The sequence below is a fragment of the Micromonospora sp. NPDC047557 genome (assembly GCF_043205095.1).
In the GTDB taxonomy this organism is placed as follows: Bacteria; Actinomycetota; Actinomycetes; order Mycobacteriales; family Micromonosporaceae; genus Micromonospora.
The window spans coordinates 40018-64878 of sequence record NZ_JBIDDK010000017.1 but is presented as its reverse complement, the minus strand read 5'-3'; the positions used below and the strand labels follow the sequence as shown (position 1 = coordinate 64878).

General features: G+C 71.0%; 24 protein-coding genes and 3 pseudogenes. 19 read left to right on the top strand and 8 right to left on the bottom strand.

Annotated elements, in window-relative coordinates; translation table 11 throughout:
* Positions 1–26: 26 nt before the first annotated feature.
* The 7 genes from ACGGAQ_RS28805 to ACGGAQ_RS28775 are packed head-to-tail and all read left to right on the top strand — an operon-like array spanning position 27 to position 5400.
* A complete protein-coding gene (locus ACGGAQ_RS28805) occupies positions 27–797 on the top strand; it encodes a CoA-transferase subunit beta (RefSeq protein WP_393054571.1) in 771 nt (256 codons plus the stop codon).
* The gene (gene pcaH, locus ACGGAQ_RS28800; protein ID WP_393054569.1) at positions 794–1543 is read left to right on the top strand and encodes a protocatechuate 3,4-dioxygenase subunit beta; all 750 of its coding nucleotides are present in this window, start codon (positions 794–796) and stop codon (positions 1541–1543) included. The genes ACGGAQ_RS28805 and pcaH overlap by 4 nt, the downstream gene beginning before the upstream one ends.
* Complete coding sequence (pcaG, locus tag ACGGAQ_RS28795; protein WP_393054567.1) at positions 1536–2108, top strand: protocatechuate 3,4-dioxygenase subunit alpha; 573 nt, start codon at positions 1536–1538, stop codon at positions 2106–2108. Before pcaH ends, pcaG begins: the two co-directional genes overlap by 8 nt.
* Positions 2083–3423: a 3-carboxy-cis,cis-muconate cycloisomerase gene (gene pcaB, locus ACGGAQ_RS28790; RefSeq protein ID WP_393054565.1), complete on the top strand. Its 1341-nt coding sequence runs from the start codon at positions 2083–2085 to the stop codon at positions 3421–3423. Before pcaG ends, pcaB begins: the two co-directional genes overlap by 26 nt.
* The gene (gene pcaD / locus ACGGAQ_RS28785; protein WP_393054563.1) at positions 3420–4199 is read left to right on the top strand and encodes a 3-oxoadipate enol-lactonase; all 780 of its coding nucleotides are present in this window, start codon (positions 3420–3422) and stop codon (positions 4197–4199) included. The genes pcaB and pcaD overlap by 4 nt, the downstream gene beginning before the upstream one ends.
* Positions 4196–4576: a 4-carboxymuconolactone decarboxylase gene (gene pcaC / locus ACGGAQ_RS28780; protein WP_355139690.1), complete on the top strand. Its 381-nt coding sequence runs from the start codon at positions 4196–4198 to the stop codon at positions 4574–4576. Before pcaD ends, pcaC begins: the two co-directional genes overlap by 4 nt.
* Positions 4573–5400 carry an IclR family transcriptional regulator gene (locus ACGGAQ_RS28775; protein ID WP_393054560.1) on the top strand — a complete coding sequence of 276 codons (828 nt, stop codon included), beginning with the start codon at positions 4573–4575 and terminating at the stop codon, positions 5398–5400. Before pcaC ends, ACGGAQ_RS28775 begins: the two co-directional genes overlap by 4 nt.
* Here the strand turns inward: ACGGAQ_RS28775 and ACGGAQ_RS28770 are convergent.
* A complete protein-coding gene (locus ACGGAQ_RS28770) occupies positions 5392–6243 on the bottom strand; it encodes an NAD(P)H-binding protein (RefSeq protein WP_393054558.1) in 852 nt (283 codons plus the stop codon). The two genes, ACGGAQ_RS28775 and ACGGAQ_RS28770, sit on opposite strands and share 9 nt — an antisense overlap.
* Positions 6244–6352: 109 nt before the next feature.
* Here ACGGAQ_RS28770 and ACGGAQ_RS28765 point away from each other — a divergent pair, with 109 nt between their 5' ends.
* From ACGGAQ_RS28765 to ACGGAQ_RS28755, 3 genes and pseudogenes are all read left to right on the top strand, one after another.
* Positions 6353–6766, top strand: coding sequence for a winged helix-turn-helix transcriptional regulator (locus ACGGAQ_RS28765; protein ID WP_393054556.1), 414 nt, complete (start codon positions 6353–6355; stop codon positions 6764–6766).
* Positions 6767–7396: 630 nt separating this feature from the next.
* The gene (locus tag ACGGAQ_RS28760; protein ID WP_393054554.1) at positions 7397–9250 is read left to right on the top strand and encodes a hypothetical protein; all 1854 of its coding nucleotides are present in this window, start codon (positions 7397–7399) and stop codon (positions 9248–9250) included.
* Between the two features lie 29 nt (positions 9251–9279).
* A pseudogene (locus tag ACGGAQ_RS28755) lies at positions 9280–9483 on the top strand (DUF1345 domain-containing protein); the annotation flags it as partial.
* 39 nt (positions 9484–9522) lie between these two features.
* Here ACGGAQ_RS28755 and ACGGAQ_RS28750 read toward each other — a convergent pair.
* From ACGGAQ_RS28750 to ACGGAQ_RS28730, 5 genes and pseudogenes are all read right to left on the bottom strand, one after another.
* Positions 9523–10350: a hypothetical protein gene (locus ACGGAQ_RS28750; protein ID WP_393054552.1), complete on the bottom strand. Its 828-nt coding sequence runs from the start codon at positions 10348–10350 to the stop codon at positions 9523–9525.
* A 266-nt stretch (positions 10351–10616) separates the two neighbouring features.
* Entirely contained in the window at positions 10617–11024 is a 408-nt protein-coding gene (locus ACGGAQ_RS28745; RefSeq protein WP_393054550.1) for a DUF2267 domain-containing protein, read from the bottom strand.
* 398 nt (positions 11025–11422) lie between these two features.
* Positions 11423–11920 carry an LURP-one-related/scramblase family protein gene (locus ACGGAQ_RS28740; RefSeq protein WP_393054548.1) on the bottom strand — a complete coding sequence of 166 codons (498 nt, stop codon included), beginning with the start codon at positions 11918–11920 and terminating at the stop codon, positions 11423–11425.
* 332 nt (positions 11921–12252) lie between these two features.
* Entirely contained in the window at positions 12253–13032 is a 780-nt protein-coding gene (locus tag ACGGAQ_RS28735; protein WP_393054546.1) for an FkbM family methyltransferase, read from the bottom strand.
* 140 nt (positions 13033–13172) lie between these two features.
* A pseudogene (locus ACGGAQ_RS28730) lies at positions 13173–13346 on the bottom strand (transposase); the annotation flags it as partial.
* 249 nt (positions 13347–13595) lie between these two features.
* Here ACGGAQ_RS28730 and ACGGAQ_RS28725 point away from each other — a divergent pair.
* From ACGGAQ_RS28725 to ACGGAQ_RS28715, 3 genes and pseudogenes are all read left to right on the top strand, one after another.
* The gene (locus ACGGAQ_RS28725; RefSeq protein ID WP_393054544.1) at positions 13596–14879 is read left to right on the top strand and encodes a serine hydrolase domain-containing protein; all 1284 of its coding nucleotides are present in this window, start codon (positions 13596–13598) and stop codon (positions 14877–14879) included.
* A gap of 298 nt (positions 14880–15177) precedes the next feature.
* Complete coding sequence (locus ACGGAQ_RS28720; RefSeq protein WP_393054542.1) at positions 15178–15567, top strand: MFS transporter; 390 nt, start codon at positions 15178–15180, stop codon at positions 15565–15567.
* Between the two features lie 60 nt (positions 15568–15627).
* Positions 15628–15996 (top strand): annotated as a pseudogene (locus tag ACGGAQ_RS28715) (SDR family NAD(P)-dependent oxidoreductase); the annotation flags it as partial.
* A 239-nt stretch (positions 15997–16235) separates the two neighbouring features.
* On the opposite strand, the gene manD reads toward ACGGAQ_RS28715, so the two are convergent.
* Both manD and ACGGAQ_RS28705 read right to left on the bottom strand, forming a co-directional pair.
* Positions 16236–17465, bottom strand: coding sequence for a D-mannonate dehydratase ManD (gene manD, locus ACGGAQ_RS28710; protein WP_393054540.1), 1230 nt, complete (start codon positions 17463–17465; stop codon positions 16236–16238).
* 68 nt (positions 17466–17533) lie between these two features.
* The gene (locus ACGGAQ_RS28705; protein ID WP_393054538.1) at positions 17534–18520 is read right to left on the bottom strand and encodes a LacI family DNA-binding transcriptional regulator; all 987 of its coding nucleotides are present in this window, start codon (positions 18518–18520) and stop codon (positions 17534–17536) included.
* Positions 18521–18741: 221 nt separating this feature from the next.
* Here ACGGAQ_RS28705 and ACGGAQ_RS28700 point away from each other — a divergent pair, with 221 nt between their 5' ends.
* From ACGGAQ_RS28700 to ACGGAQ_RS28675, 6 genes are read left to right on the top strand one after another with little or no spacing between them, the layout of a single operon-like run.
* A complete protein-coding gene (locus tag ACGGAQ_RS28700; RefSeq protein ID WP_393054536.1) occupies positions 18742–20064 on the top strand; it encodes an ABC transporter substrate-binding protein in 1323 nt (440 codons plus the stop codon).
* Positions 20065–21042: a carbohydrate ABC transporter permease gene (locus ACGGAQ_RS28695; protein ID WP_393054534.1), complete on the top strand. Its 978-nt coding sequence runs from the start codon at positions 20065–20067 to the stop codon at positions 21040–21042.
* Positions 21039–21893 (top strand): carbohydrate ABC transporter permease, encoded by an 855-nt coding sequence (locus ACGGAQ_RS28690; protein WP_393054532.1) that lies wholly within the window; start codon positions 21039–21041, stop codon positions 21891–21893. The genes ACGGAQ_RS28695 and ACGGAQ_RS28690 overlap by 4 nt, the downstream gene beginning before the upstream one ends.
* Positions 21890–22723 carry a sugar phosphate isomerase/epimerase family protein gene (locus ACGGAQ_RS28685; RefSeq protein ID WP_393054530.1) on the top strand — a complete coding sequence of 278 codons (834 nt, stop codon included), beginning with the start codon at positions 21890–21892 and terminating at the stop codon, positions 22721–22723. The genes ACGGAQ_RS28690 and ACGGAQ_RS28685 overlap by 4 nt, the downstream gene beginning before the upstream one ends.
* Positions 22720–23898, top strand: coding sequence for a Gfo/Idh/MocA family protein (locus ACGGAQ_RS28680; protein ID WP_393054528.1), 1179 nt, complete (start codon positions 22720–22722; stop codon positions 23896–23898). The genes ACGGAQ_RS28685 and ACGGAQ_RS28680 overlap by 4 nt, the downstream gene beginning before the upstream one ends.
* Positions 23895–24761: a sugar phosphate isomerase/epimerase family protein gene (locus ACGGAQ_RS28675; protein WP_393054526.1), complete on the top strand. Its 867-nt coding sequence runs from the start codon at positions 23895–23897 to the stop codon at positions 24759–24761. Before ACGGAQ_RS28680 ends, ACGGAQ_RS28675 begins: the two co-directional genes overlap by 4 nt.
* Positions 24762–24861: the final 100 nt, after the last annotated feature.

Genomic DNA, 24861 nt, shown 5'->3' with positions numbered 1-24861 from the left:
GCCAGCGCAGCGAGCGAGGGAACGCGATGACGGACTGGACCGCGGACGAGATGATGACCGTCGCCGCAGCACGGCAACTACGCGACGGCACCGTCTGTTTCGTCGGGATCGGGTTGCCCAGCACCGCGGCGAATCTCGCCCGGGCGACCCACGCCCCGAACCTGGTGCTCATCTACGAATCCGGGTGCCTCGGCGCGAAGCCGGACCGGCTTCCGCTCTCCATCGGAGACGGGATCCTCGCCGACACCGCTGACGCGGTCGTCTCGGTGCCCGAGGTGTTCAACTACTGGCTCCAGCCCGGCCGGATCGACGTGGGCTTCCTCGGCGCCGCGCAGATCGACCGCTACGGCAACATCAACACCACTGTCGTCGGCGGCGACTACGACGCCCCGAAGGTCCGGCTGCCCGGCGCCGGTGGCGCCCCGGAGATCGCCGCCTCCTGCGGCGAGGTCGTGGTGATCGTCCGACAGGACCTCCGGACGTTCACCGAACGGGTCGACTTCGTCACCTCGGTCGGGTACGGGACGGGCCCGGGCGACCGGGAGCGACTCGGTCTGCGCGGCGGAGGCCCCCGAGTGGTGATCACCAACCTCGGCGTCCTCGAACCCGACCCGGTCACCTGCGAACTCACACTGACCCAACTGCACCCCGGCGTGACCCGGGACCAGGCGGGGGCGGCCACCGGCTGGGACCTCGCCGTCGCCGGGGGACTGGCCACCGGTGCGCCGCCGACGGCACGCGAACTCGCGGTGCTGCGGGCGCTGGAGGCGACGAAGTCCGACGGGAGACGACAATGACCACTCAGGACAGCCGGACCAGCAGCGGCCTGGTGCTACCGCGGTACCGGCGCGACGACGTCGATGCCCACCCACCCCTGCTCAGCCCCGGCTACAAGTCGACAGTGGCGCGGGCGCCGAGACACCCACTGGTCCACCTGCCGCAGCGGCTGACCGAGATCACCGGGCCGTTGCTGGGGCAGGGGCGGGTCGGTGCGCTCGACCACGACCTGACCCGCCAGCACGACGGCGAGCCGCAGGGACAGCGGATCATCGTGCATGGGCGGGTCCTCGACGGTGACGGCCGACCGGTACCCCACACGCTGGTCGAGATCTGGCAGGCCAACGCCGCCGGTCGGTACCGCGACGCACGGGACACCTGGCCGGCGCCGCTCGACCCCCACTTCGAGGGGGTCGGCCGGGCGCTCACCGACGACCAGGGGCGCTACCGGTTCATCACGGTGCAGCCCGGCGCCTACCCCTGGCGTAACCACGACAACGCCTGGCGGCCCGCGCACATCCACTTCTCCCTCTTCGGCCGCGCGTTCACCCAGCGGCTGGTGACGCAGATGTACTTCCCGGGCGACCCGCTCTTCTTCCAGGACCCGATCTTCAACTCGGTCCGCGACCCGAAGGCCCGGGAACGGATGATCGCCCGGTATGACCACGCCAGCACCGCACCGGAGTGGGCGCTGGCGTACGAATTCGACATCGTGCTGCGCGGCCGGGAGAGCACCCCTTTCGAGGACGAGGACGACGATGAGTGAGCAGTTGGGCGTCATGCCCGCGCAGACCGTCGGGCCGTACCTGCACATCGGTCTGCGCTGGCCCGACGGCCCGTACGTGGTGCCCGAGGGCACGCCGGGCGCGTTCTGGATCAGCGGTCGGATCGTCGACGGCACCGGAGCGCCGGTGGTCGACGCGATGGTGGAGAGCTGGCAGGCCGACCCGGAGGGCCGGTTCGACCATCCGGACGACCCTCGGGGTGCCCGGCCGCCCGCGCTCCCGGGTTTTCGCGGATTCGGGCGGAGCGAGACCGACGGGCAGGGGTGGTACCGGCTGCTGACCCTCAAGCCCGGTGCGCTGCCCGAGCCGGACGGCGGCACCGAAGCCCCCCACCTGACCCTGTCGGTCTTCGGGCGTGGGCTGCTGCACCGCCTCGTCACCCGGCTCTACTTCCCCGACGAGTCGGCGGCGAACGCCGACGACCCCGTGCTGCGCAGCGTCGACGCCGACCGCCGTGGCACCCTGCTGGCGAGTCCCGCCCCGGAGGGGTTCCGGTTCGACATCCACCTTCAGGGCGACCATGAGACCGTCTTCTTCGCCCTCTGACGGTCTGCTCGGCGGCCTCTCCGGCGCCCCGGACGTCGACGCGGAACTCAGCGACCCGGCAGTGCTCCAGGCGATGCTCGACGTGGAGGCCGCGCTCGCCCGGGCCGCGGCGGGCGCCGGCATCGTGCCCGTACCGGCAGCGGAGGCGATCGCCGAGCGGTGCCGCGCCGAGCGGTACGATCCGGCGGCGCTGGGCCGGGCCGCCGACGCCACCGGCAACCCGGTCGTCCCGCTCGTGCGGGAGCTGACCGCCGCCGTGCCGGAGCACGCCCGAGCCTGGGTGCATTGTGGAGCGACCAGCCAGGATGTGCTGGACACCGCGCTGGTCCTGGTGGCGGTGCGGGCGCTCGGGCCGCTGTTGGCTCAGCTCGACGTGGCAGTGGACGCCGCCGCCCGGCTGGCCGACGCGCACCGGGACACTGTGATGGTCGCCCGGACGCTCGGGCAGCAGGCGGCACCCAGCACCTTCGGGCTCAAGGCCGCCGGCTGGTTGACCGGTCTGGTCCAGGCCCGAGACCGACTGCGTCAGGCCCGCGCCGCGCAGCCCGCGCAACTCGGCGGTGCGGTCGGCACCCTGGCCGCGTTCGGCCCGGCCGGCGCCGAGGTCACCGAGCGGTTCGCGGCGCACCTGGGCCTCCCGCCCAGCCCGCTGCCCTGGCACACCCGCCGTCAACCCTGGCTCGATCTGGCCGCCGCCCTCGGTGCGCTCCTGGTGGCCACCGGCAAGATCGCGCTCGACGTCGGGTTGCTCGCCCAGAACGAGGTGGGTGAGGTCGCCGAGGGCGGCGCCGGACGAGGCGGCTCCTCGGCCATGCCGCACAAGCGCAACCCGGTGGACTCGATCCTCGTCACGGCCGCGGCGCGACGCGGTCCGGGTCTCGTCGCCACCCTGTTCGCCACGGCGGTGCAGGAGCACGAGCGGGCTGCGGGCGGCTGGCACGCCGAGTGGGAGCCGCTGCTCGATCTGCTGCACGTGACCGGTGGCGCCACCGCCCGGTGCGCCCGGATGCTGACCGGGCTGCAGGTCCGTCCGGAGCGGATGCGGGAGAACCTCGACGCGACCGGCGGCCGCCTGCTCGCCGAGGCGGTCGCCGCGCGCCTGGCGCCCGCCGTCGGCCGCCGCGTCGCACACGATCTGGTGACCCGCGCCGCCGCCGAACCCTCGTTCTCCGCCGCGCTGCTCGCCGACCCCGAGGTCCGCGCCCACCTGTCCGACACGGAGCTGGCCGAGGCGCTCGACCCGTACCGCTGGCTCGGCTCGGCCGGCCGGTTCGTCGACAGTGCCCTGGCCGCCGTCGGGGGAGCGGGCGGATGACCACCCGGTTGCATCTCACCGTCGACGGCCCGGTCGCCGCGCCGGTGCTGCTGCTGGGCAGCTCCCTCGGCACCGCCGCCGCCATGTGGGAACCCCAGGTGCCGGCGCTCGCCCAACGGTTCCGGGTCATCCGGTACGACCACCTGGGCCACGGCCGGTCGGCGGTGCCGCCCGGGCCGTACACGCTGGACCTGCTGGGCCGGGAGCTGCTGCGGACGCTGGACGACCTCGACGTGCCGTGGGTCCACTACGCGGGGTTGTCCATCGGGGGCATGGTGGGCATGTGGCTCGCCACGTACGCGCCCGACCGGGTGCGGCGGCTGGCGTTGCTCTGCACGTCGGCATCGCTCGGCCCACCCGAGCAGTGGCGGGCACGAGCCGCGACGGTCCGGGCCGACGGCCTGCCGGCGATCGCCGACGCGGTGGTGGCCCGCTGGTTCACCCCGGCCTTCGCCGCCGCCCGGCCGGAGGTGGTCGCCACCCACCGCGCCATGCTGACCACGACGTCGCCGGCCGGATACGCCGCCTGCTGCGAGGCGATAGCCGCGATGGACCTCCGACCCGACCTCGGCCGGGTCGCCGCGCCGACGCTTGTCATCGCCGGCGCGGACGACCCGGCCACCCCGGTGGAGCACGCCCGCGAGATCGTGGGGCGCATCCCACGGGCCCGGCTGGCGGTGGTCGACGCGGCGGCGCACCTGGCCAACGTCGAGCAACCCGAGCAGGTGTGCCGACTCCTGTTGGAACACTTCCACGAGGGACGGGGTGACGGATGAACGACCGCGAGCGGCACGAGGCCGGCATGACGGTACGTCGACAGGTGCTGGGTGACGCGCACGTGGACCGGGCGATCGCCGGCACGGACGAGTTCACCGCCGACTTCCAGGACTTCATCACCCGCTACGCCTGGGGGGAGGTGTGGAGCCGGCCGGGCCTCGACCGGCGGACCCGTAGTTGCGTCACTCTCGCCGTGCTCGCCACCCTGCACCACGACGAGGAGTTGGCGATGCATGTCCGGGCCGCGCTGCGCAACGGGCTCAGCCCGGAGGAGGTGGCGGAGGTCCTGCTCCAGGTCGGCGTCTACGCTGGTGTACCGGCGGCGAACCGGGCGTTCAAGGTGGCCCGGGAGACCCTGCGGCAGGAGGCCGGGTGAGCGTGAGCGAGGAGGCGACGAGGTCGCCGGAGTTCGTTCAGTCGCTGGAGCGCGGCCTCGCGGTGATCCGGGCGTTCGACGGCGAACATCCGCAGCTGACGCTCAGCGAGGTGGCCAGACGGACCGGGCTGACCCGGGCCGCGGCGCGCCGGTTCCTGCTCACCCTGGTCGAGTTGGGCTACGTGCACACCGACGGCCGGCTCTTCTCGCTGCGGGCCCGGATCCTCGAACTCGGCTACGCCTACCTGTCCAGCCTGAGCCTGCCCGAGGTCGCGCAGCGGCACATGGAGGCGCTGGTCGCGCAGGTGCACGAGTCCTGCTCGGTGTCCGTGCTCGACGGTGACGAGGTGGTCTACGTCGCCCGCGTGCCCACCAAGCGGATCATGACCGTGGGGATCAGCGTCGGCACCCGGTTCCCCGCGTACGCCACCTCCATGGGCCGAGTGCTGCTCGCCGCGCAACCGGTGGAGTGGCTGGACGACTACCTCGCCACCGCGCAGCTGCGGCCGCTGACCCGGCGCACCGTCACCGACCCGGCCAAGCTGCGCGCCGTCCTGACGAAGATCGCCGCCCAGGGGTACGCCATCGTGGACCAGGAGTTGGAGGAGGGGCTGCGTTCGGTGGCCGCGCCGATCCACGGCGAGAACGGGTCGGTGATCGCCGCGGTGAACGTGTCCGCGCACGCCAGCCGAGGGTCCTTCGAGATGATCCGTCGAGAACTGCTCCCGCCGCTGCTGGCCGCCGCGAAGCGGATCGAGGAGGACATCCAGGGCGGCCTGAGCCGGGCGCCGACGGCCGACGCGCGCGGGCTCAGCTCAGCTTGAGGGCCGGCGGAAGGCGTCGATGTTACGCGTGGCCCAGGCGGCGAAGGGGCGTGGTGAGCGGCCCAGGACGTCGGCCACGTCCGGACTGATCCGCTGCTCACGTTTGGTCGGCGCGCCGAGGATCGCCAGCGTGCCCTCGACCACCGGTGGTGGCATGAACCGCAGCATCTGTTCGCGGGCTTCGTCTGGCGTCTGGTCCACGAAGCCGATCGGCTCGCCGAGCGCGGCGGCGAGGTCGGCGACCCGCTCGCGCGGCGTACTCAGGGCAGGGCCGGTCAGTTCGTAGGTGCGGCCATCATGTGAGTGGTCGCGTAGGGCGGCGGCCGCCACTTCGGCGATGTCGGCCGGGTCAATCAGAGGCAGGCCGACGTCGCCGAACGGTGCGGCGACCATCCGGTTGCCCCGGACCGGTTCAGTCCAGGCAAGGGCGTTGGAGGCGAAGCCGCCGGGGCGCAGGATTGTCCAGCCGAGGCCGGAGTGGCGGACGAGGTCCTCGATGGCGCGCAGTGGCGCATGTGACGGCGAATCCGGCCGGGTGCCGGCCGCTTGCGAGGACTGCAGCACGATGCGCTTCACGCCACCCGCTGCGACGACCCGCAGGATTTCGCGCATGTCGAGATGGGCTCCGGCGCCTTCCACGAGCAGGAAAAGCGCCTCGGCGCCGGCGACCGCCGGGCGAAGGCTCTCCGGCTGCTCAAGGTCCGCGCGGTGATGGCGAACCCCGTCCGGTACGGCGAGTGGGCGTCGTCCCCTCGACACCGTCGTCACGGCGTTACCCGACGCCACGAGAATTGACGAGAGCGTACGGCCGACGTTCCCGGTGGCTCCTACCACGACAAACATGTCTGTTTCTCCAGTTCGACCGTGGCGTTCGCACGGCTGAAAGGAGACGCTAGTAGCATCGGCATAGTAGGTACCTAGAGGATAGTAATGCGTTTGTGACGGAGGGCACGTGAAGCAGTCGGCAGATCCCGAGCTGGCATGTCCGGTCGCGCCGGTCGTCGACATCGTGTTCAGTCGATGGACCACGCCCATCCTGTGGGCCCTGCACGAATATGGTCGGCAGCGCTTTGTGGAGCTACAGCGCCTGCTGACCAGCATCACGCCGAAGGTGCTCACGCAGCGGCTTAGGCAACTCGAACGCGACGGGCTCGTGGCGCGTACCTACCACGCCGAGGTGCCCCCTCGAGTCGAGTACGAAATTACCGAGTTGGGTGCCAGTCTCGGCCCGCTCTTCGCGCACCTGACCACCTGGGCCGATGCCCACCTTCCAGAGGTGGAGCGAGCGCGGCGCTCCTATGACGTCGGGCGATGGGCACACGTCGACCCCGCGCCGCGCGTCCTAGGGACAGCGCCGACGGCCTGACCTGGTGGTGTCCGGCGGGCAGCAGGTAGAGCAGCAGCGCCCCACTCATCGCGAGGCCGAAGGTGACCAGCTCGAAGACGACGGTGATAGCGATATGGAACGCCAGCCCGGCGACCAGTAGTACGCGGCTCAACTCGGGGGACAACAGCCAGGTCAGGGACTGGGCGGACTCCAGCACCAGCACCGACCAGGTGCATAGCGTCACCCCCACTGCGGAACTGGTGACCGGGCGAGCTTTGCGTTACAAGCCGTGATCGTGGCCTGGACTGCGGCCGTGAGTGGCGTTAGTTGGCCACTGGCTGGGCGTCGGCCATTGCCGTGATCGTTTGGTTGAGGTGGTCCGGGGCGAATGCGGATGCCACCTTCACCTTCCGGCTCTGACGCCGGGCGCGTCGGCCGTGGCCGGCCTCACCTCGCCGCCACCGTGGCGAGGACGCCGGGGGCGGTGATCGACGCCGACGAGCCGACCGGCCACCCGCGACCCCGGCACGGTCCACATGCGCACCGATGTGGGCCGCACCAGGTAGGTCGCGCACCTGGTCGAATTGGGATGACCGCTGGCACGGCCGTCCGACATGGAATATCGCATTTCAGTCACAATCGGCCTAAAAGGTGCGTACGGTGCCGGACATGGTCTCTCGCACCTGGCGCAACCTGTTGGTCGCGGCTCTCGGGATGGGCGTGCTCGCCGGTGCCGGTCAGCTCGGCATCGCGTTCAGCTTCGGCATCGTCCAGCTCACCGGCGTCTCCACCGGAGCCACCGTCAACCAGTGGCCCGCCCAGCTCGCCTGGGTGGGCTGGTTCGCGGCACACGCCGCAGTAGCCGGCACCGTAGTCACCGCACGCCTGGCCCGCCGGTACGGGGTGCTGGAAAGCACCGGCAGATTGGTGGCCATCGCCGCCGCTGCCGCGCTGGGCGCCACCGTCATCGCGCCGCTCTGCGTCCGGCCGGCCCAGGCCGCCGATCGTTTCTCTGTGGACCCGATGTGGGCCCTCGGCATCTGCGCGATCGTCGGCGCGCTGGTCGGCGCGGGTGCCGCGATCGCCGTACTGCTGAAGCCGCCGCTGGGCTGGAACATGGCGGCGGTGGGCGGCGTGGTCTGGCTGCTGGCGCTCATCTCGGTCGTCCCGGCGCTCGCAACCGCCGGGCCGTTGCCCGCCGTACGGATCGGCGTGCTGGAGCAGGCCGGGCTCGACGCCGACGCGGCACACCGCCAGGCTCTCCTGACTCTGCCAGCGGTGGCCCTGCTCGTCGGCGCGGCGACCGGCGGGCTGGCCCGTTGGCGCAGGCATCCGCCTCTGGTCAACGGCGCGACCGGCGCGACCGGCGCGGTGCTGATCGCGTTCGCCTACCTGACCGCCGGTCCCGGCGGCGCCGTCGACCGGTACCAGATCACGCCGTACTACGGCGCGCTGCTCGCCGTCGCCGCCGGCGTGCTCGGTTCGGCCGCCGCCGCGTTGGTCCGCTGGCCGTTCCGGTCGCGCACCTCCGAAGAGCGGGTCGTCGAGCCGACCGACATCCTCCGCCCGTTGTCCGACCCCGCCGTGCCGCGGGCCATGACGCCAGGCACGGGCGCGGCCGACGAGCCGGAGCCCGTCGACCTGGCCGGCACGGGGAGGTTCGTCGGCGTGATGGCAGCGACGCACGCGACCGCGGCCGAACCGCTGGGCTACGGTGCGCCGGCCGACTCCGCGACGCGGACCGCCGCACCGACCGTTACCGCCGCATCGGCCGCATCTGGCGACCTCGCCACACCGGCCGACTTCGCCGCGCCGGCCGACCTCGCCACACCGGAGACATCGCAACCGGCGCCCGCGACGGCGGCCCACCTTCCCGCAGGACCCGGCGGGGACGGCTCTGGAACGGCGGGGGCCGACAACACCGAACCCGTCGGGGCACCCGCCGCCCCGGGGACCGGCCGGATGTACCAGCCGCCGAAGATCGACCGGGCTCGAGTTCAGGCAGTTCGGCCAGTCGTTCCGGCCCGGCGGGTGCCGTCCTCGACCGAGCCCGCTCCGGGCGCCGAGGCAACCCACTCGGCCGGCACGCAAGAGGGCGCCGAACCGGCTCTCCCACCTCGGCACCGGCCGCCCCTGCCCAACCTGGACCAGGCCGCGAATTGGGATGCCCTCGCGAACGCCCGGCGCGCCGGTACCCTGCCCACGGCCGACGCCGCGCAGGCCGGCCCCGCCGGGGCCGTTCCGGTCGCCGCAATCCCCGCGCCGGCGGCCCCGGCATCCGTTGTCAAGGCGGAACGGACCAGCGAGCGGGCTGGCGGCCGACTGGGCCTGTTCCGGCGCAACAAATCCCGGGCCGACGCCGACGGCGCGGGCACCCGGTTGGACGGCGAGCCGCTGCCGAGGCAGGACGCGGAGTTCGTCGACTGGGTGAGCCGGCTGGGCAGGTCGGTGGTGGACAGCGAGCCGGCTCGGGAGGGCACTCAGGGGTCACTCCGCTCCACCAGCCGCCACCACGGCGACTGACCGGCTAACCCGTCAGCCCACCGGCGTACGCCGACTTCGCGTACGTCGCCTTTACGGTCGGCATGTCCTACGCCCCGGGCGAGAACGGACCGACAAGCAACCGCCTGCGCCGGATCGCGCTCGGGCATGCGCTGCTCTCCTACACCTACGGAACGGGGATCCTGGCCGTCGCCCTCAAGCTGGTCACCAATCTGGACCAATCGGTTCCCGCGCAGCCTGCAGCAGTGGCGTGACCTGGCCAGCTGCTGTGCCACCACCGCGGCGGACGTCGATCAGCTCTGCGGCTGTTGCCCCTGCGGTCCTGCCAGCCACGTCGTGACCTGCCTCAGTGGCTGGCTGCTGTTGACGATCCGCTTCATCCGTTGCCACGCGGCATGGGCCGGAGATCCCCCCAGCATGCCGGGGAGCCCCTCCATACCGCCGCCAGCCACCGTCCCGCTGCTCGGAGCCAGTTGCTGGATGGCCTGTCCGAGTTGTTGACCGACCTGCTGGGTCGCCTGCTGCAGCGTCTGCGACAGCGGCCCATTGGGCCCCAGCGCCTCCTGCGCCGTCTGCCCGACCTGGTTCACGGCGGTGTCCACCGTCTTCACCACCGACTCGATGATCTGAGGGTTGCGCTCGATGGTGCAAAGGGCGCTGTCGAGAATGCCCCGGAGCTCATCGAGCCGAACCTCGAGCATCGCCTCAGCCTCGACGCCCTTGATGTCGATCTTCACTGTACCGAGGTGCGCCTGAACCCCCACGTCCAGCTGAAGTAGGCTGCCCAGCCGGGCTCGCAGAGAAACAGAGGCGTCCAGATTGTCGACCTCGACGTAGATCTGTTCGACTGTGACCTGCGGAATCTGGAGGACGACGTCCGGGTCTGACATCGTTTTGCTGCTGTGCCCGCCAGCCGGCTGAGGAAGGCCGTGCTCACTACTCTTCGCGACGACAGGGCGTTCGACGGGCTTGGCGCCTTTCGGCCCGCCGACGGCGTCGAGGTTCTGGTCCCGACCGGCGAATTCCGCGCCTTTCTCGGTGTCGCGCTGCCCATCAAACTGCTCACGCGGTTGCGCGCGCGACTCTCGTGCGCCCGTGCCCCGGCTCTCCGGTTCGGCCATCCCGCACTCCTCGGGCCTCGCCTAGCATGCGGACCGGATGGAGCGCACCATCGGTTTGGGGCTCCGATCCTCGGCCCGTCCCTCGGACCCGGTCGCCGTCTACCCGCAGGCCGACGCATAAAACGGCTCAGGGATGCAACCGAGGAGACGGCGGATCAGCCAGTAGGGACTAGGCGATTCCACCGCCGGCCGGGAGGTCACCCTGCCAACCGCGTCTGGCTGATCCTGGTGATCAGCCTGAGCGCCATCCGCAGCGAGGGCGTGGCCTAGGTGCCGATCCGGCGGGGCTGGAGCTGTCCCGACCCTGGCCCGGTCAACTGCCAGAACTCCTGCGGCAACTGGTCGACAAAGTCCCCGTACTCCTTTGCGCTGGCAGACTCACGCAGAGTATCCAACACGGCCCGCGCTCCGTCGGTGGCCACCTGGCGATCCACCCCTGCCTGGGACTGCACCCGTTCCAAGAATTCGGTAAGGCCGAACCGCTCCGGATCTTCGTTGGGCCTGGACACCAAGCCTCGTAGCTCCTCGGGAAGTTGAGAGGCGAGGTCTCTTGCCTGGCCACCGCTGATCCGTTTTGCCACAGTCTCCAGCGTGGCGCGGGTGATCGATTCCGCCTGCCCCGGCGGAACCTTGGGTCGTGCTGCCACAGACTGAATGAACTCGCTGTAGTTCACCTCTCGGATCCCCTCTCGAACCGGATTGCGGCGGGTACCCGCCCCCGTCGGGGTGAAACGGCGGTTCGTCCGCCCTCAGGTTGGTGGCGGAGGACGGTGGGTGATACCTGGGGTCACCCGTAACTGGTACAGGCCGGCGCTGGTGATGGCTATGTCTCGCGGTTGTTGGTCAAGCTGGGCTGCAGCACCCGTACTGAAGCCGCCCTGCTGGCCCACGAAGCTGGCCTCAGCACGCCACCCTGAAGCCGTCAGGGAGACGTCTCGGAACCCGGGCTCTTGTCCATTGCGGACGGTCGCCGGCAATGGTGACCTCGTTGATCGGCGATCCGCCGCCGACGATCCGGGTGACCGTCGCGGCGACGAGCAGGCCCGGAGCAGCGCTGCTGCCGCCTAACGGGTCAGTCCTCGTCGCCCTTCTTCTTGTCGCGGTCCAGGGCCAGGTCGAGCGCGAGGACGCTGCCGATGATGAGCAGTGGGTCGACACCGGCAGTGACCTGCACGGCATAGGTGTCGCGGATCGTCAGCCACCGCTTGGAGACCACGGCCACCTCGGTGCCGTCGCGTTCGATCACGTACTCGTGGTCGAGCAGGTCGCCCTTCATCTCCAGGTCGTTGGGCCCCGGCACGTCGATGGTGAACTTGTCGCGGAACGGCGTGAGGAGCTTCTTGCGGACCTCTGCGGCCTTCTCGCCGCCGATCCGGATCTCGTACGTGGGACGCAGTGCCACCAGGTGCCGGTGCAGCGTGGCGACCTCATGCCCGGCGGCGTCCTCGATGACGACTTTGTTGCGGACGCTGAGCACCTTGCCGTCGACGTGGAAGACCTTGGTGCCGTGCTCGTCGAGTACGTCGAAGTCGTCGCCGATCGAAAAGAACCGCTCCCTGATGACAAACATTCTTCGATTCTCCATCAAGGTGGGCGGAAGGGCTGGCCGGCGGACCGGTCCTTCTGAGAAGGCGGGCGGGTGGTCGTGGTGCGGCTCGCGCCAGCTGAGACGCCGCTCCCACCGGCAGCGCGGTTACTGGCGAGTCCTTTGTGGTGGCGGTTCTACATCTCTCATCGGCCGCATCAGGGCATCGCGAACGCCCGACCGCACCCCTTGCCTCGGGCGATCACCGATCTAGGCCAGACCACCTGCCTCGACATACGTAGGCATAAACCCCTTGGTGGCATCCTCACGAGTACGAATAGGCTGCGTGACCTGGGCGGACGAGGTTTCTGCCTGGGTCAGGCGGGCCGGGCGCGGGCGTAGACGTCGCCCGAGTTGGCCTCGTGGGGCAGCGCCCGCAGGTACGCCGCCACCTCGTCCGCCGGCCGCCAGCCATTGAGTGCGAACGCCATTTCGTCGCCGAGCGCCACGGTGAACCTGGTGAAGCCCAGGCGGGTGAGCTGGTCCAAGCAGTGCGCGGCCAGGTCCCGTTCGATGGTGGTGAACTCGAAGGACAGCGCCGGCAGGGGGCGGCTCAACCCGGCCAGCACGGCGTCCTCGAATCCCTCCACGTCGATCTTTACGAAGCCCGGCACGCCGTGCGCCGCGATCAGGGTGTCGAGTGTGGTTCCGGCCACCTCGATCTCGACGTCCCAGCTCTCGTCCTCCCAGCCGCCGGCTCCCTCGGCGGCCTGCAGGAAATCCGCCGACGCAGTGGAGATCGTCGGGTTCGCCGAGTTGACGTACAGCCGCACCGGCCCGGTACGCGCCCCACACGCCGCCTCCACCACGGTGACCCGGTCGTCGTCGGCGTAGAGGGCGCGCAGGGCCTGGGTGCAGAGCGGTTGCGGCTCGACGGCCACCACGCGAGCGCCCAGCCGCCGGAAGCTGCCGAGCCGGTCGCCCACGTGCGCGCCGACGTCGAAGACCAGGTCCCCTGGGCGAATCAGGGGCGCGTAGAACGCGTCCATCGCCGCCTCGCGGGCCGGGTCGCCGTAGTACGCCTCCAAGGAGCGGCGCAACCCGGACAGGGTCGGGTCCGCCTTGAGTGCCTCCACCGCTCTGGGGCCGTTCACCACTGGTCTGACCGTAGTCGCGTTCGGGGCAACACGAGGGAGATTCGCGTTCATTCCCCGGGTACCCCCGGATACCAGCCTCCTAGGACGGCGTAAACAGGGGGGCGTAGCCCTCGGCTGGCCAAGGCTCGGGTGGCCGTTGGCCGGTCGATCAGCGCGTGGCCTTTCGCTGAGCGGTAGGCCAGGAACGTCCCGACCTGGCAGTTCTCCGTCCGACCGGCGGTGCTGGAGTACTGGCGCTGCACCCCGGCCGACCAGGGGTCCTTCTTCAGGAACCCGGTGTCATCAACGATCAACACACCAGCCGGGTCGCCGATGATGGCCGGCGTCAAGCGGCGATACCGTGCAGTAGGCCGCTGCCAGATCAGTTACACCGCCACGCCCTCACTCACATGCCCCTCGGGGCTGGCCGCCCATCAGGCTGCCCGAGCAGGGGCGCACCGACGACCCTGCTGCGAACCGGCCGAACCCGACCCGTCGTGCGCGCCGGGTCATCGGAACATCGGAGGACTTAAGATCGAATTGAGATGGCCTCGGGCGGCGCGCGCCCGGCATAATCGTCGATCGTGAGTGAACGGGATACTCGAATCAGCCGGCGTTCCCTGGGCAAAGTTGGCCTGGCGGCCGGATTCGGCGCCGCCACCTACGGTGGCTTCGGGGCCGCTTCGGCGGCCGCTTCGGCGGCCACATGGAAGGCGACCGGAACTGCCGTCCCGGCGCTGGCGTCGTTCGACACCGCCATGAAGTCGTACATGCAGGCGCGGAACATCGCAGCCGGCCAGCTGGCCGTGACCTACAACGGGCGTCTCGTCCTCGCCCGTGGGTACAGCTGGAGTGCGGACACCACGCTCACCGTTCAGCCCACGTCGCTCTTCCGGGTAGCCAGCCTTTCCAAGTCGCTCACCGCGGCCGCCATCGTCAAGCTGGTGCAGGACGGCAAGCTGACGCTGGGCACCAAGGTGGCCACGATCACCGACCTGACTCCACCGCCCGGGCAGACCCGCGACCCGCGCATCGCCAACGTCACGCTGTGGCAGCTGCTGCAACACACCGGCGGCTGGGATCGGACGGTCTCGCCGGACCCGCAGTTCAACGATCGGGTGATCGCTAAGGCGCTGGGTGTGCCGATGGAGCTGTACCCGGGCGACGTCATCAAATATATGTCCGGGCAGCCGCTCGACTTCACGCCGGGCACCAAGGCCGTCTACAGCAACTTCGGCTACAACGTCGCAGCCCGGGTGATCGAGAAGGTCAGCGGGCTTCCGTACGCCACGTACGTTCAGCAGAAGCTCCTGGCCCCGCTCGGCATCACCCGGATGGCGCAGGGGTGGAGCATCGCCAAGCACACTGGTGAGGTGCCGTACGTGTCGCGGCAGACCGGCCCGACCGTGCTGGACGATTCCGGCGCGATCGTGCCGGCGCCCTACGGCACGTTCAGTATGCGGCTGATGGACGCGCACGGAGGCTGGATCGCCTCGGCCGTCGACATGGTGCGGTGGGCTTCGGTGTTCGACAAGGCCGGAACGGTGCTCGGCAGCACCGCGCTGGGCCAGGTCTTCGCGGTGCCGAGCATCGGCGTCAACTCCGACGGCTGGTACTACGGCCTCGGCTGGCAGGTTCGCCCGGTGAGCACGGGCGGAACAGGCCGCAACACCTGGCACACCGGCAGCCTGCCCGGAACGTACAGCCTGCTGGTCCGCACCTACAACGGGATGAGTTGGGCCGCACTGTTCAACCAGCGTGACGACGCCTCCGGCCTGGCCTACGGCGACATCGATCCGCTGCTCTGGACGGCCGCCGGCAAGATCACCGCTTGGCCGACGAACAACCTGTACTCGACCTACTTCTAGTTGGCGGCGGGCTGAACGTTCGAAGAGCCCTCCGTCCGGCTTCCCCGCCCGCTCCACCGGACGGCCGATGAGGGCTTCGGGTGCCGTGCTCCGGCCTCGATGTTCTGGCCGTCGGCGTGGTACGGGTGGGGCGTGCCTTGTCGACGAGCGTGCCGACGCCGTGGCCGGTCTCGGCGCCCGGCGACTTGCCGGGCTCGTCACAGCGAATTGGACCTCCGCCTCGCCCGACATCCACGAAGCCTTCCTCACCCTCGCCTGCGCCATCATTTGCTGGCGCCGACTCCACCGCTCGGAGCTGATGCTGTACGCACTGCCGACCCTCGCCACCGCCGTACCCGCGCTCGCGCTGTCCCGCAGCGGCGTTGGCCTCGTCGCCGGCACACTCCTATGGGGCGCCGCGGTCGGCGTGCAGGACTCCACGGTCAAGGCGCTGGTCGCCGACCTGGTGGCCGCTCCACGCCGCGCCACCGCATACGGGGTGTTCGCCGCCGTACAGGGAGTGGCCGCACTGGCCGGCGGCGCCCTCGCCGGCGCCCTCTACATCCACTCGCTGCCCCTGCGGGTAATCCTCCTGGGCGCCTGCCAGATTCTCGCTGGAGTGCTGCTGGCGGTGGCCCTCTCCCGACCCTCGCCGACCAGGCGGGACGGGACCCTCGAGATACCCGACCCGGCCGTTGCTCCCGTTTGACCACGAGTCGGCGATCGGGACCTTCGACCCGTCCCGACCGGTCCCGCTGCCCTGCCGTGGATGGGGCCTGCGGCCGTAGCGTCCGGAGCAGGAGCGACCGCGTTGGGATTCGTCCGGCAGGGTGACGGTGATGATGGGTTACGGCGGGACGGCCGGTGGATGTGGCTGTGGCCCCTCCTGCTGGTGGTGGCCCTGCTGGTGCTGGGCTATTTCTCCGTACGGCTCCGGCCTCGGGCTGCTCGGAAGAGCTCAGGTTTCGCGTCGCGCTCGGCGAACATCTCCTCGATCCTCGGTCTGACCTCCTTCCCGGGCTGGGGTCTCTACTGCGCCGGAAAGTACGCCCTGGAAGGACTGACCGAGTTACTGGCTGCGGAAGTCGGCGATTTTGGCGTGCAGGTCACCCTCGTGGAGCCCGGCTACACGCAGACCCATTTTCTGCGTACGCACTCCCTTGGCCTGCCGCCGACCACCGCGTCCGGCTACGAGTCGATCCGGGAGATGACCGAGGCGCACCTGGCGATGCCGGGCACCCAGCTCGGTGACCCGTTCGAGCCGCAGCCGCCATCTGACTGGCCGTCCTGGGGCCGGACGCGGTGGTCGTGGCCGCGCAGGTTGCCCGGGCATCGGTCCGGACGGGCCACCCCCTGTGGCGGGTCGCCACCGCGCGGTCACCAGTCATGGACGGTGCCGTCGGAGAGCCGGTTGAACGGCAGGTACGCCGGCTGGTACGGGAACCGGGCGGCGGACTTCTCGTCGAGTTCCACGCCGAGGCCGGGCTGCTCGCCCGGGTGCAGGTAACCGTCGGTGAAGGTGAACGACTGCCGGAACACCTCGTTGGTGAGCGGCCCGTGCTGCATGTACTCCTGGATGCCGAAGTTGTGGATGGCCAGGTCGAGGTGGAGCGCGGCGGCCATGCCGACCGGGGAGATGTCGGTCGGGCCGTGGATGCCGGACTTGATCTGGTACTGGGCGGCGAAGTCGAGCAGCTTGCGCATGGCCGTGATGCCGCCGGTGTGGGTGACGGCGGACCGCACGTAGTCGATGAGCTGCTCCCGGATCAGGGTCTGGTAGTCCCACACGGTGTTGAAGATCTCGCCGATGGCCAGCGGCGTGGTGGTGTGCTGGCGGACCAGCCGCAACGCCTCCTGGTTCTCCGCCGGGGTGCAGTCCTCCAGCCAGAACAGGTCGTACGGTTCGAGGGCCTTGCCGAGCTTGGCGGCCTGGATGGGGGTCATCCGGTGGTGCCCGTCGTGCAGCAGCGGCAGCTCGGGGCCGAACTCGTTGCGGACCGCCTCGAAGACGCCGGGCAGGTGGCGCAGGTACGCGCGGGTGTCCCAGTCCTCTTCGACGGGCAGCGGCGCGCGCTGGGCCGGCTCGTAGTCGTAGCGCTTGCCGTCGGAGCTGGGCTGCGCGGCCACTCCGTAGACGACGTTGATGCCGGGCACCGAGGTCTGCACCCGGATGGACCGGTAACCGAGGTCGAGATGGTGGCGGATCGAGTCGAACAGCTCCGGCAGGTCCCGCCCGGAGGCGTGCCCGTACGCCATGATCCCGGCCCGGGACGCGCCGCCGAGCAGTTGGTAGAGCGGCATGCCGGCGGCCTTGGCCTTGATGTCCCACAGCGCGACGTCCACCGCCGCGATGGCGGCCATGGTGACCGGTCCCCGCCGCCAGTACGCCGACCGGTAGAGAAACTGCCAGGTGTCCTCGATCCGGTGTGGGTCCCGCCCGATCAGCAGCGGGACGACGTGGTCGGCCAGGTAGGACGCGACCGAGAGTTCCCGGCCGTTGAGGGTGCCGTCGCCGAGCCCGGTGAGTCCCTCGTCGGTGGTGATCCTCAGGGTGACGAAGTTGCGGTCGGGGCTGGTGACGACGACGTCCGCTGCGACGATCTTCACGCAGGTGCCTTTCTCGACAGGGGTGTGAACGCGGGCCGGTCGTCCGGGAGAGGCGGCCCGGCGGGTGGTCACCGGCGCGGGGCCGGCCCGCTGGACTGCCGGATGGTCAGGTGCGTGGGCAGCAGCACGGTCTGACGGGACGCCGTTTCCCCCAGGTGCTCAAGGTGGTCCAGCAGCATGGACACCGCCACCCGGCCGGCCTGTTCGATCGGCGCGGTGAGGGTGGTCAGCGGAGGGCTGCAAAAGTCGGCGCCGAAGATGTCGTCGCAGCCCACCACGCTGATCTCGCCGGGGACGTCGACGCCGCGTTCGGCCAGCCGCCGCAGGATGCCGATCGCCAGCAGGTCGTTGAAGGTGACGCCGGCGGTGGCACCGGTATTCAGCAGCGCGTCCGCGGCGACCGACCCGGAGCTGCGGGACACGCCGAACGGTCCGACGCGGGCCGCGGTGAGGCCGTGTCGGGCCATCGCGGTCCGCATCGCCCGCCACCGGGCCTCGTTGGCCCAAGAGGCCGGCGGTCCGGCGACGTACGCGATCGCCCGGTGGTCCAGCGAGACCAGGTGCTCGACGGCCTGCATCACCCCGTCCGGGCTGTCGATGACGACGCTGCGCACCCGGGGGACGTTGCGGTTGACGGTGACGACCGGCAGTTCGGCGGCGATGACGGAGAGGGTCTGCTCGGGAAGGCGGGAGGCGGCGAGGATCACCCCGTCGACCGACCGGCGCACCTTGTGCAGCATATGGTTCTCCAGCTCCGCCGAGTCCTCGGTGTCGATCAGCAGCAGGGCGTGGCCGGCGGCGCGCAGTTGTTGCTGCGCGCCGCGGATCAGTCCGAAGTAGAACGGGTTCGTCGCGTCCGAGACGAGCAGGGCGACCGTTTCGGTACGCCCCGACGACAGCGCCCGCGCCTGGGTGTTGGGTACGTAGTTCAGCTCGCGGGCGGCGGCCTGGATGCGTTCCCGGGTGACCCGGTTGACCCGGTCGGGCCGGCTCAGCGCCCGGGACACGGTGGAGGCGGCGACGCCGGTGAGGGCAGCGATGTCGTTGATGGTCACGCGGCCCTCCCGGCGTGCCGCCGCACGGGGCGAGGACGCGCCTTCGGGGTTCATGCACATCAGCAGAGCATCGATGGCAATTAATGGCAACCGATTGCCACCCGGTTTCCGTGGTTGTTACGTTCCCTCGCACGGTTCATCGAACCGGGGGAATTCCCGGGCGTCTGGCTATGTGTTTCCACACCATTCCTCTCCGGACAGCCACCACCCAAGGAGCAGCGATGAACGCCACCCGCGCACTTCTCGCGGCGGCCCTGGCCCTCACGGTCGCCATACCCGTCACCGCCTGCGACACCGGTAGCTCCGCCGAGGACGGCAGGACGCTCAACGTGCTCATCGCGGCAAACACGATCTATCCCACCGAGCAGAAGCGGTGGTTCGCCGACGTCTCGGCAAAGTTCCAGCAGCAGGCCGGGGCGAAGGTCACGTTCGAGACCTTCGCCAGCCCCACCGACGAACTCACCAAGATCCAGACATCGATGCTCTCCGGGCAGGGGCCGGACATCTACGCCCTCGGCACCACCTTCACCCCGACGGCATACTCCACCGGCGCCTTCGTCGACCTCACCGCCGACCAGTGGACGAAGATAGGCGGCCGGGACCGGTTCCTGCCGGCCACCCTCGGCATCTCCGGCCCGGACGCCACGCACGAGGTCGGCATCCCCTTCAGCAGCCGCCCGTTCGTCATGGCGTACAACAAGGAACTGCTGGCCGCGGCGGGCATCGACAAGCCGGCCAGCACCTGGGACGGCCTGCGGCAGCAGGCCAGACAGCTGACCGGGGCCGGCAGGTACGGCCTGGCCGTGGCCTACGGCGACGGCTTCGACCCGTGGAAGTTCATCTGGGCGATGAGCATCCAGGCCGGCAACCCCCTGGTCTCCGACGGCAAGGCGCGGCTGACCGATCCGGTCACGCTCCGGGCCTATCAGACGTACCTCGGCTGGCTCGCCACCGACAAGGTCGTCGACCCGGCGGCGACCGGCTGGAAGAACGCCCAGGCCATCGCCGCGTTCGGCGCCGGCAAGGCCGCCTTCCTGCCGATGGTCTCGGCGACCTCGAAGGTCACGCTGGACAAGTCCGCGGTCGCCGGCAAGTACGGCTACGCCCTCATGCCGACCGTCCCGCCGGGCGCCACCAGCCTGCCGTCGGGTGGCGTCGGCGCCACCAGCATCCTCTCCGGTGACAACCTGGTGATCGCCAAGTACAGCAAGAACCAGGACCTGGCGCTGCGCCTGGTGAACATGCTTACCACCGCCGAGTCGCAGGAGGCCTACTACCGGACCTTCGGCGAGTTGCCGACGAACGCGGAGCTGGCGAACCGGCTGGTCGCCGACCCGGCGCTCGCGGCCATCGTGGACTCCGCGTCGAAGGCGCACGGCACCCCGTTCCACGGCGGGTGGAGCAAGGTGCAGCTCGCGCTGGTCAACGTGGTCGTCCAGTCGGTGCCGAACCTCGCCGCCGGCAAGGTCGACGACACGTCCCTCAACGCCCTGCTCACCCAGGCCCAGTCCGAGGCGCAGGCCGCGCTGGACAAGGCGAAGTAGATGACGGTCAACGACCCAGCGACCACGGACGCTCCGGGCGACGGCGATGCGCGCCGGGCCGGGGTGGCCCGCCCGTCCCCGCCGCGCCGCCGTCGCGGCGCGACCGCCGGCGGTGTCGCGGTGTGGCTGCTCGCGCCCGGCGGCCTGCTCACCCTGGCCGTCATCGTCGTGCCGTTCGTCGTCGCGCTGGTGATGTCGCTGCTCGACCTCGACCAGTACACCTTCCGGCAGTGGCTGTCGGCGCCGTTCGTCGGCGCCGGCAACTACGTCGAGGCGGTGGGCCGCACCAGCCTGCCGCACGCCATCTGGGTCAGCGGGTCCGCGGCGGTGATCGCGACGCTGCTCGCGTTGCCGCTGGGGGTCGCCGCCGCGTTGACCACCCACCTGCCGTTCCGCGGGCGGTCGCTGATCCGGTCCCTCTACCTCATCCCGTACGTGCTGCCCGCCTTCGTCGTCGGCACCATCTGGCGGATCATGCTGCAACCCGACGGGGTCGCCAACCAGGGCCTAGCGACCCTGGGGATCGCCGGCGGCCTGTGGTTGAACGGGCCGAGGAGCTACCTTGCCCTGATCGTCGTGCAGGCCTGGTCGGGCTGGCCGCTGGTCTACCTGCTCGCCCTGGCCGGCCTGCAGGGCATCGACGACAGCCTGCACGAGGCCGCCGCGCTCGACGGCGCGCAGTGGTGGGCGAAGCTGCGCCACGTCATCCTCCCGCTGCTGCGCCCTCCGGTCGCGCTCGCCGCGATCATCTCGCTGCTGCACATGGTGAACAGCTTCACCCTGCCGTTCGTGCTGTTCGGCGTCCCGAGCCCGCACGACGTGGAGGTGCTGCCGGTGCTGACGTACATGGAGAGCTTCCAGAACCTGCGGTTCGGGCTGAGCGCGGCGATGGCCGTGATCTCGCTGGTGCTGATCCTGGTCCCGCTGCTGGTCTACCTGCGCACCGTCAGACTCGACGCGCCGGAGGCCGCCGCATGAACTCCGTGCATCGCCTGCTGCCGCGACCACTGCAGATCGGCCTGACGGTGATCCTGCTGACCATCGTCGGCGCGCCGGTCGGCTACGTCTTTCTCGCCTCGGTCAACACCGACCTGGCTGTGGCCGCCGGTGAGTTCTGGCCGGAGCGGGTCAGCTTCGGCAACTACGTCCGGATCTGGTCCACCGTTCCGCTCGGCCGGGGGCTCGCGAACAGCCTGCTCGTCGCCGGCACGGTGGCCGTGACCTGCGCGGCGGTCGCGGTCTTCTCGGCGTACGTCCTGGTCCGGCACCGGTTCCGGGGCCGGCGCACCGTGCTGCGCGCGCTGCTGGGCATGCAGTCGATCCCCGGCACGCTGCTGCTCCTGCCGGTCTTCGTGCTCTTCGCGACGATCGGCAGCAGCCTCGGCGTGCCGACGATCGGCACCCGGTGGTCGCTGGTCGTCACCTACCTCACGTTCGGGCTGCCGTTCTCCACCTGGATCATGGTGACCTACCTGCGTGAGCTGCCCGGCGAGCTGATCGAGGCCGCCCGCGTGGACGGTGCCGGGCACTGGCAGATCCTGCTGCGTGTCGTCATCCCGCTGAGCTGGCCGGGCCTGGTCGTCGCGGCGATCTTCGCGTTCCTGCTCGGCTGGAACGACGTGCTGTTCGCCTCGGTCATGACCGACGTGGACACCCGCACCGCGGCGGTCGTGCTGCAGGTCTTCGGCGCGGCGCAGGAGGGCGGGGCGATCCCGCCGTACGGGCAGATGATGGCCGCCGCCCTCGTCTGCGCGGCCCCGGTGGTCGCCCTCTACCTCGCCTTCCAGCGGTACATCGTCAGTGGGCTGACCGCGGGAGGTGTGAAGTGACGGCGTGGACGTTGTCCGGCTTCGGCGACGAGATCGATCCCGACCCGGCGGTGCAGCTCGCGGTGCTCAGTGCCCTCGGCGCCCGGCACATCGAGGTGCGCAGCGCGTGGGGCACCAACGTGGTGGAGCTCCGCGACGCCCAACTGGACGCCCTGGCGGAGGCGGTCGACGCGCGCGGCATGGCGGTTTCGGCGGTCGCGTCGCCCGTCGGGAAGGTCGACGTGACCACCGAGGACGGCGGTGAACTCGACCGGCTGCGCGCCGCGGTGGCGGCCGCGCACCGGCTGGGCAGCCGGTACGTCCGGATCTTCTCGTTCTACCGCCCGGCCGGCGTCGCCCCGGCCGAGATCCGCGCGGCGGTGCTGGCGCGGATGCGGGCCTTCGCGGCCCTCGCCGAGGACTCCGGCGTCGTGCTGCTGCACGAGAACGAGAAGGACATCTACGGCGATGTGCCGCGTCGGGTCGCCGACCTCGTCGAGTCGGTCGACTCGCCCGCGCTGCGCGTCGCCTGGGACAACGCGAACTTCGTGCAGGTCGGGGTGCGGCCCTACGACGACGGGTACGTGCTGCTGCGCCCGCACCTGGAGTACCTGCAGGTCAAGGACGCGATCGCGGCCACCGCCGAGGTCGTGCCCGCCGGCCACGGCGACGGCCAGCTGCTGCGGACGCTCACCGCGCTGCGCGACGACGGCTATGCCGGCTTCGCCTCCCTCGAACCGCACCTCGCCAGCCAGCACGACCTCGGCGGATTCTCCGGCCCCGCCGAGTTCGGCCGGGCGGCGCGCGCGTTCGTGAACCTCACCGCTTCGATAGGAGTGCATCTGCGATGACCGTCCTCAATGTCGTGATCACGGGCAGCGGCGTCATCGCCCGCACCCACGCCGGGGCGATCCTGCGCCACCCCGGGCTGCGCCTCACCGCGCTCGCCGACCCGGACCCGCAGGCCAACGACCGGCTCGCCGGGTGGATCGGCGAGCAGGGCGGCCCGCCGCCGGCCCGGTACGCCTCGCTGGGCGAGGCCCTCGCGGCCGAGGCGGCGGACCTGGTGGTGGTCTGCACGCCCAGCGGTACGCACGCCGACCTCGCCGAGGAGGCCCTCGCGGCCGGCGTGCACGTGCTCGTCGAGAAGCCCCTCGATGCCTCCCTGCCGGCGGCCCGCCGCATCGCCCGGGCCGCCACGGACGCGGAGGCGGCCGGTCAGGTCTGCGCGGTGGTCTGCCAGCACCGGTTCGACCCGGCGAGCGTCGCGGTCGCCGCCCGGGTGCGCGCCGGCGACCTGGGGCGGCTCACCTCGGCGGTGGCCAGCGTGCCGTGGTGGCGGGGCCAGCGGTACTACGACTCGGCGGGCTGGCGCGGCACCTGGGAGCAGGACGGCGGCGGCGCCACCATAAACCAGGGCGTGCACACCGTCGACCTGCTGCTGTGGATGTTCGGCCGGCCCGAGGAGGTGTTCGCCTACACCGGCGTCCTCGCCCACGAGCGGGTCGAGGTGGAGGACGTCGCCGTGGCGGCGATCCGGTTCGCCGACGGGGCGCTCGCCGTGCTGCACGCCACCACCGCGGCGTACCCGGGCCTCGGCGTGCGGTTGCAGGTGCACGGCTCGCAGGGGTCCGCGGTGATCCACGACGACCAGCTCGAATACCTGCACACGGCCGACGGCCCGGACCCGTCCGCGTACGCCGACGGGCCCGACCGATCCGGCGATGCCGTGCCACCGTCGCAGCTGCGGGGGGCGACCAAGCCCGACGACGCCTTCGTGACCGGGCACCTGCGGCAGTACCACGACACGGTCGAGGCGATCCTCGGCGGCCGGCGACCGGGGGTCACGGCGGTCGAGGCGCTGCTCGACGTCGCCGTGGTCAAGGCGGTCTACCTCTCGGCGCACCTGCGTCGGCCGGTGTCGGTGCCAGCGGTGCTGGCCGGCGACTTCGACGACGTGCTCGCCGCCGTCGAGGGCTCCGCGGCCACCGTGTCGTCCGGCCTGCGGGCGGGGGTGGCGCGATGAGGTGGTCGGTATTCACGGCGTCCACGCCGGACTGGACGCCGGAGGAGACGGTCGGGCAGTTGGCCGCGCAGGGCTGGGACGGTGTCGAGTGGCGGGTCACCGACCAGGAACCGGCCCGACCGCCCGGGTTCTGGGCCGGCAACCGGGCGACCGTCCCGTTGACCGGGCTGGAGGGTGAGCTGAACCGGATCGCCACGATCACCCGCGAAGCCGGGCTGGCGCTGTCCGGGCTCGGGGCGTACGTGCCGGCGGCCGACCACGGCAACGTCGAGCGGGTGTTGGCCGCGGCCGCCGCGCTGGGCGCGGAACGGGTCCGGGTGACCATGCCGCAACTGGGCAGCGGTGATTATCGGGAGCTGATGGCCGGCACCCGCCGGGACCTGGCGTGGATCGCCGGACGGGCGGCGAAGCACGGGGTGACCGCGCTGGTCGAGCTGCACCACGGCACCATCGTCGCCTCGGCGTCGGCGGCGATGCGGCTGCTCGACGGCCTGCCGCCGGAGCATGCCGGGGTCATCCACGACATCGGCAACCTGACCATCGAGGGGTTCGAGGATCCGCTGGCCGGTTTCCAGCTGCTCGGCCCGTACCTGGCGCACGTACACGTGAAGAACGTCGCGTGGCGGGTGACCGGCGCCCGGGACGACGGGGGACCGCGCTGGTCGGCCGAGTGGGCGCCGTTGCGGGAGGGGCAGGCTGACCTGGCGGCCTATCTCGGCGCGCTGCGCCAGGTCGGCTACGACGGGTGGGTGACCGTCGAGGACTTCTCCACCGCCGTGCCGCTGGCTCAGCGGACCCGGGACAACCTGGCCTACCTTCGGGAGTTGGACCTTCGGGTACGCGCGGAGAAGGCGGGACGCTGATTCCGTGAATTGACGGAAATGCATGCTCTGTGGTTCCGGTATCGATCGAGTGTGGCAAATGTTGGCAACCGATTGTCGGGCCCTGGTGGCGCCCATAGTG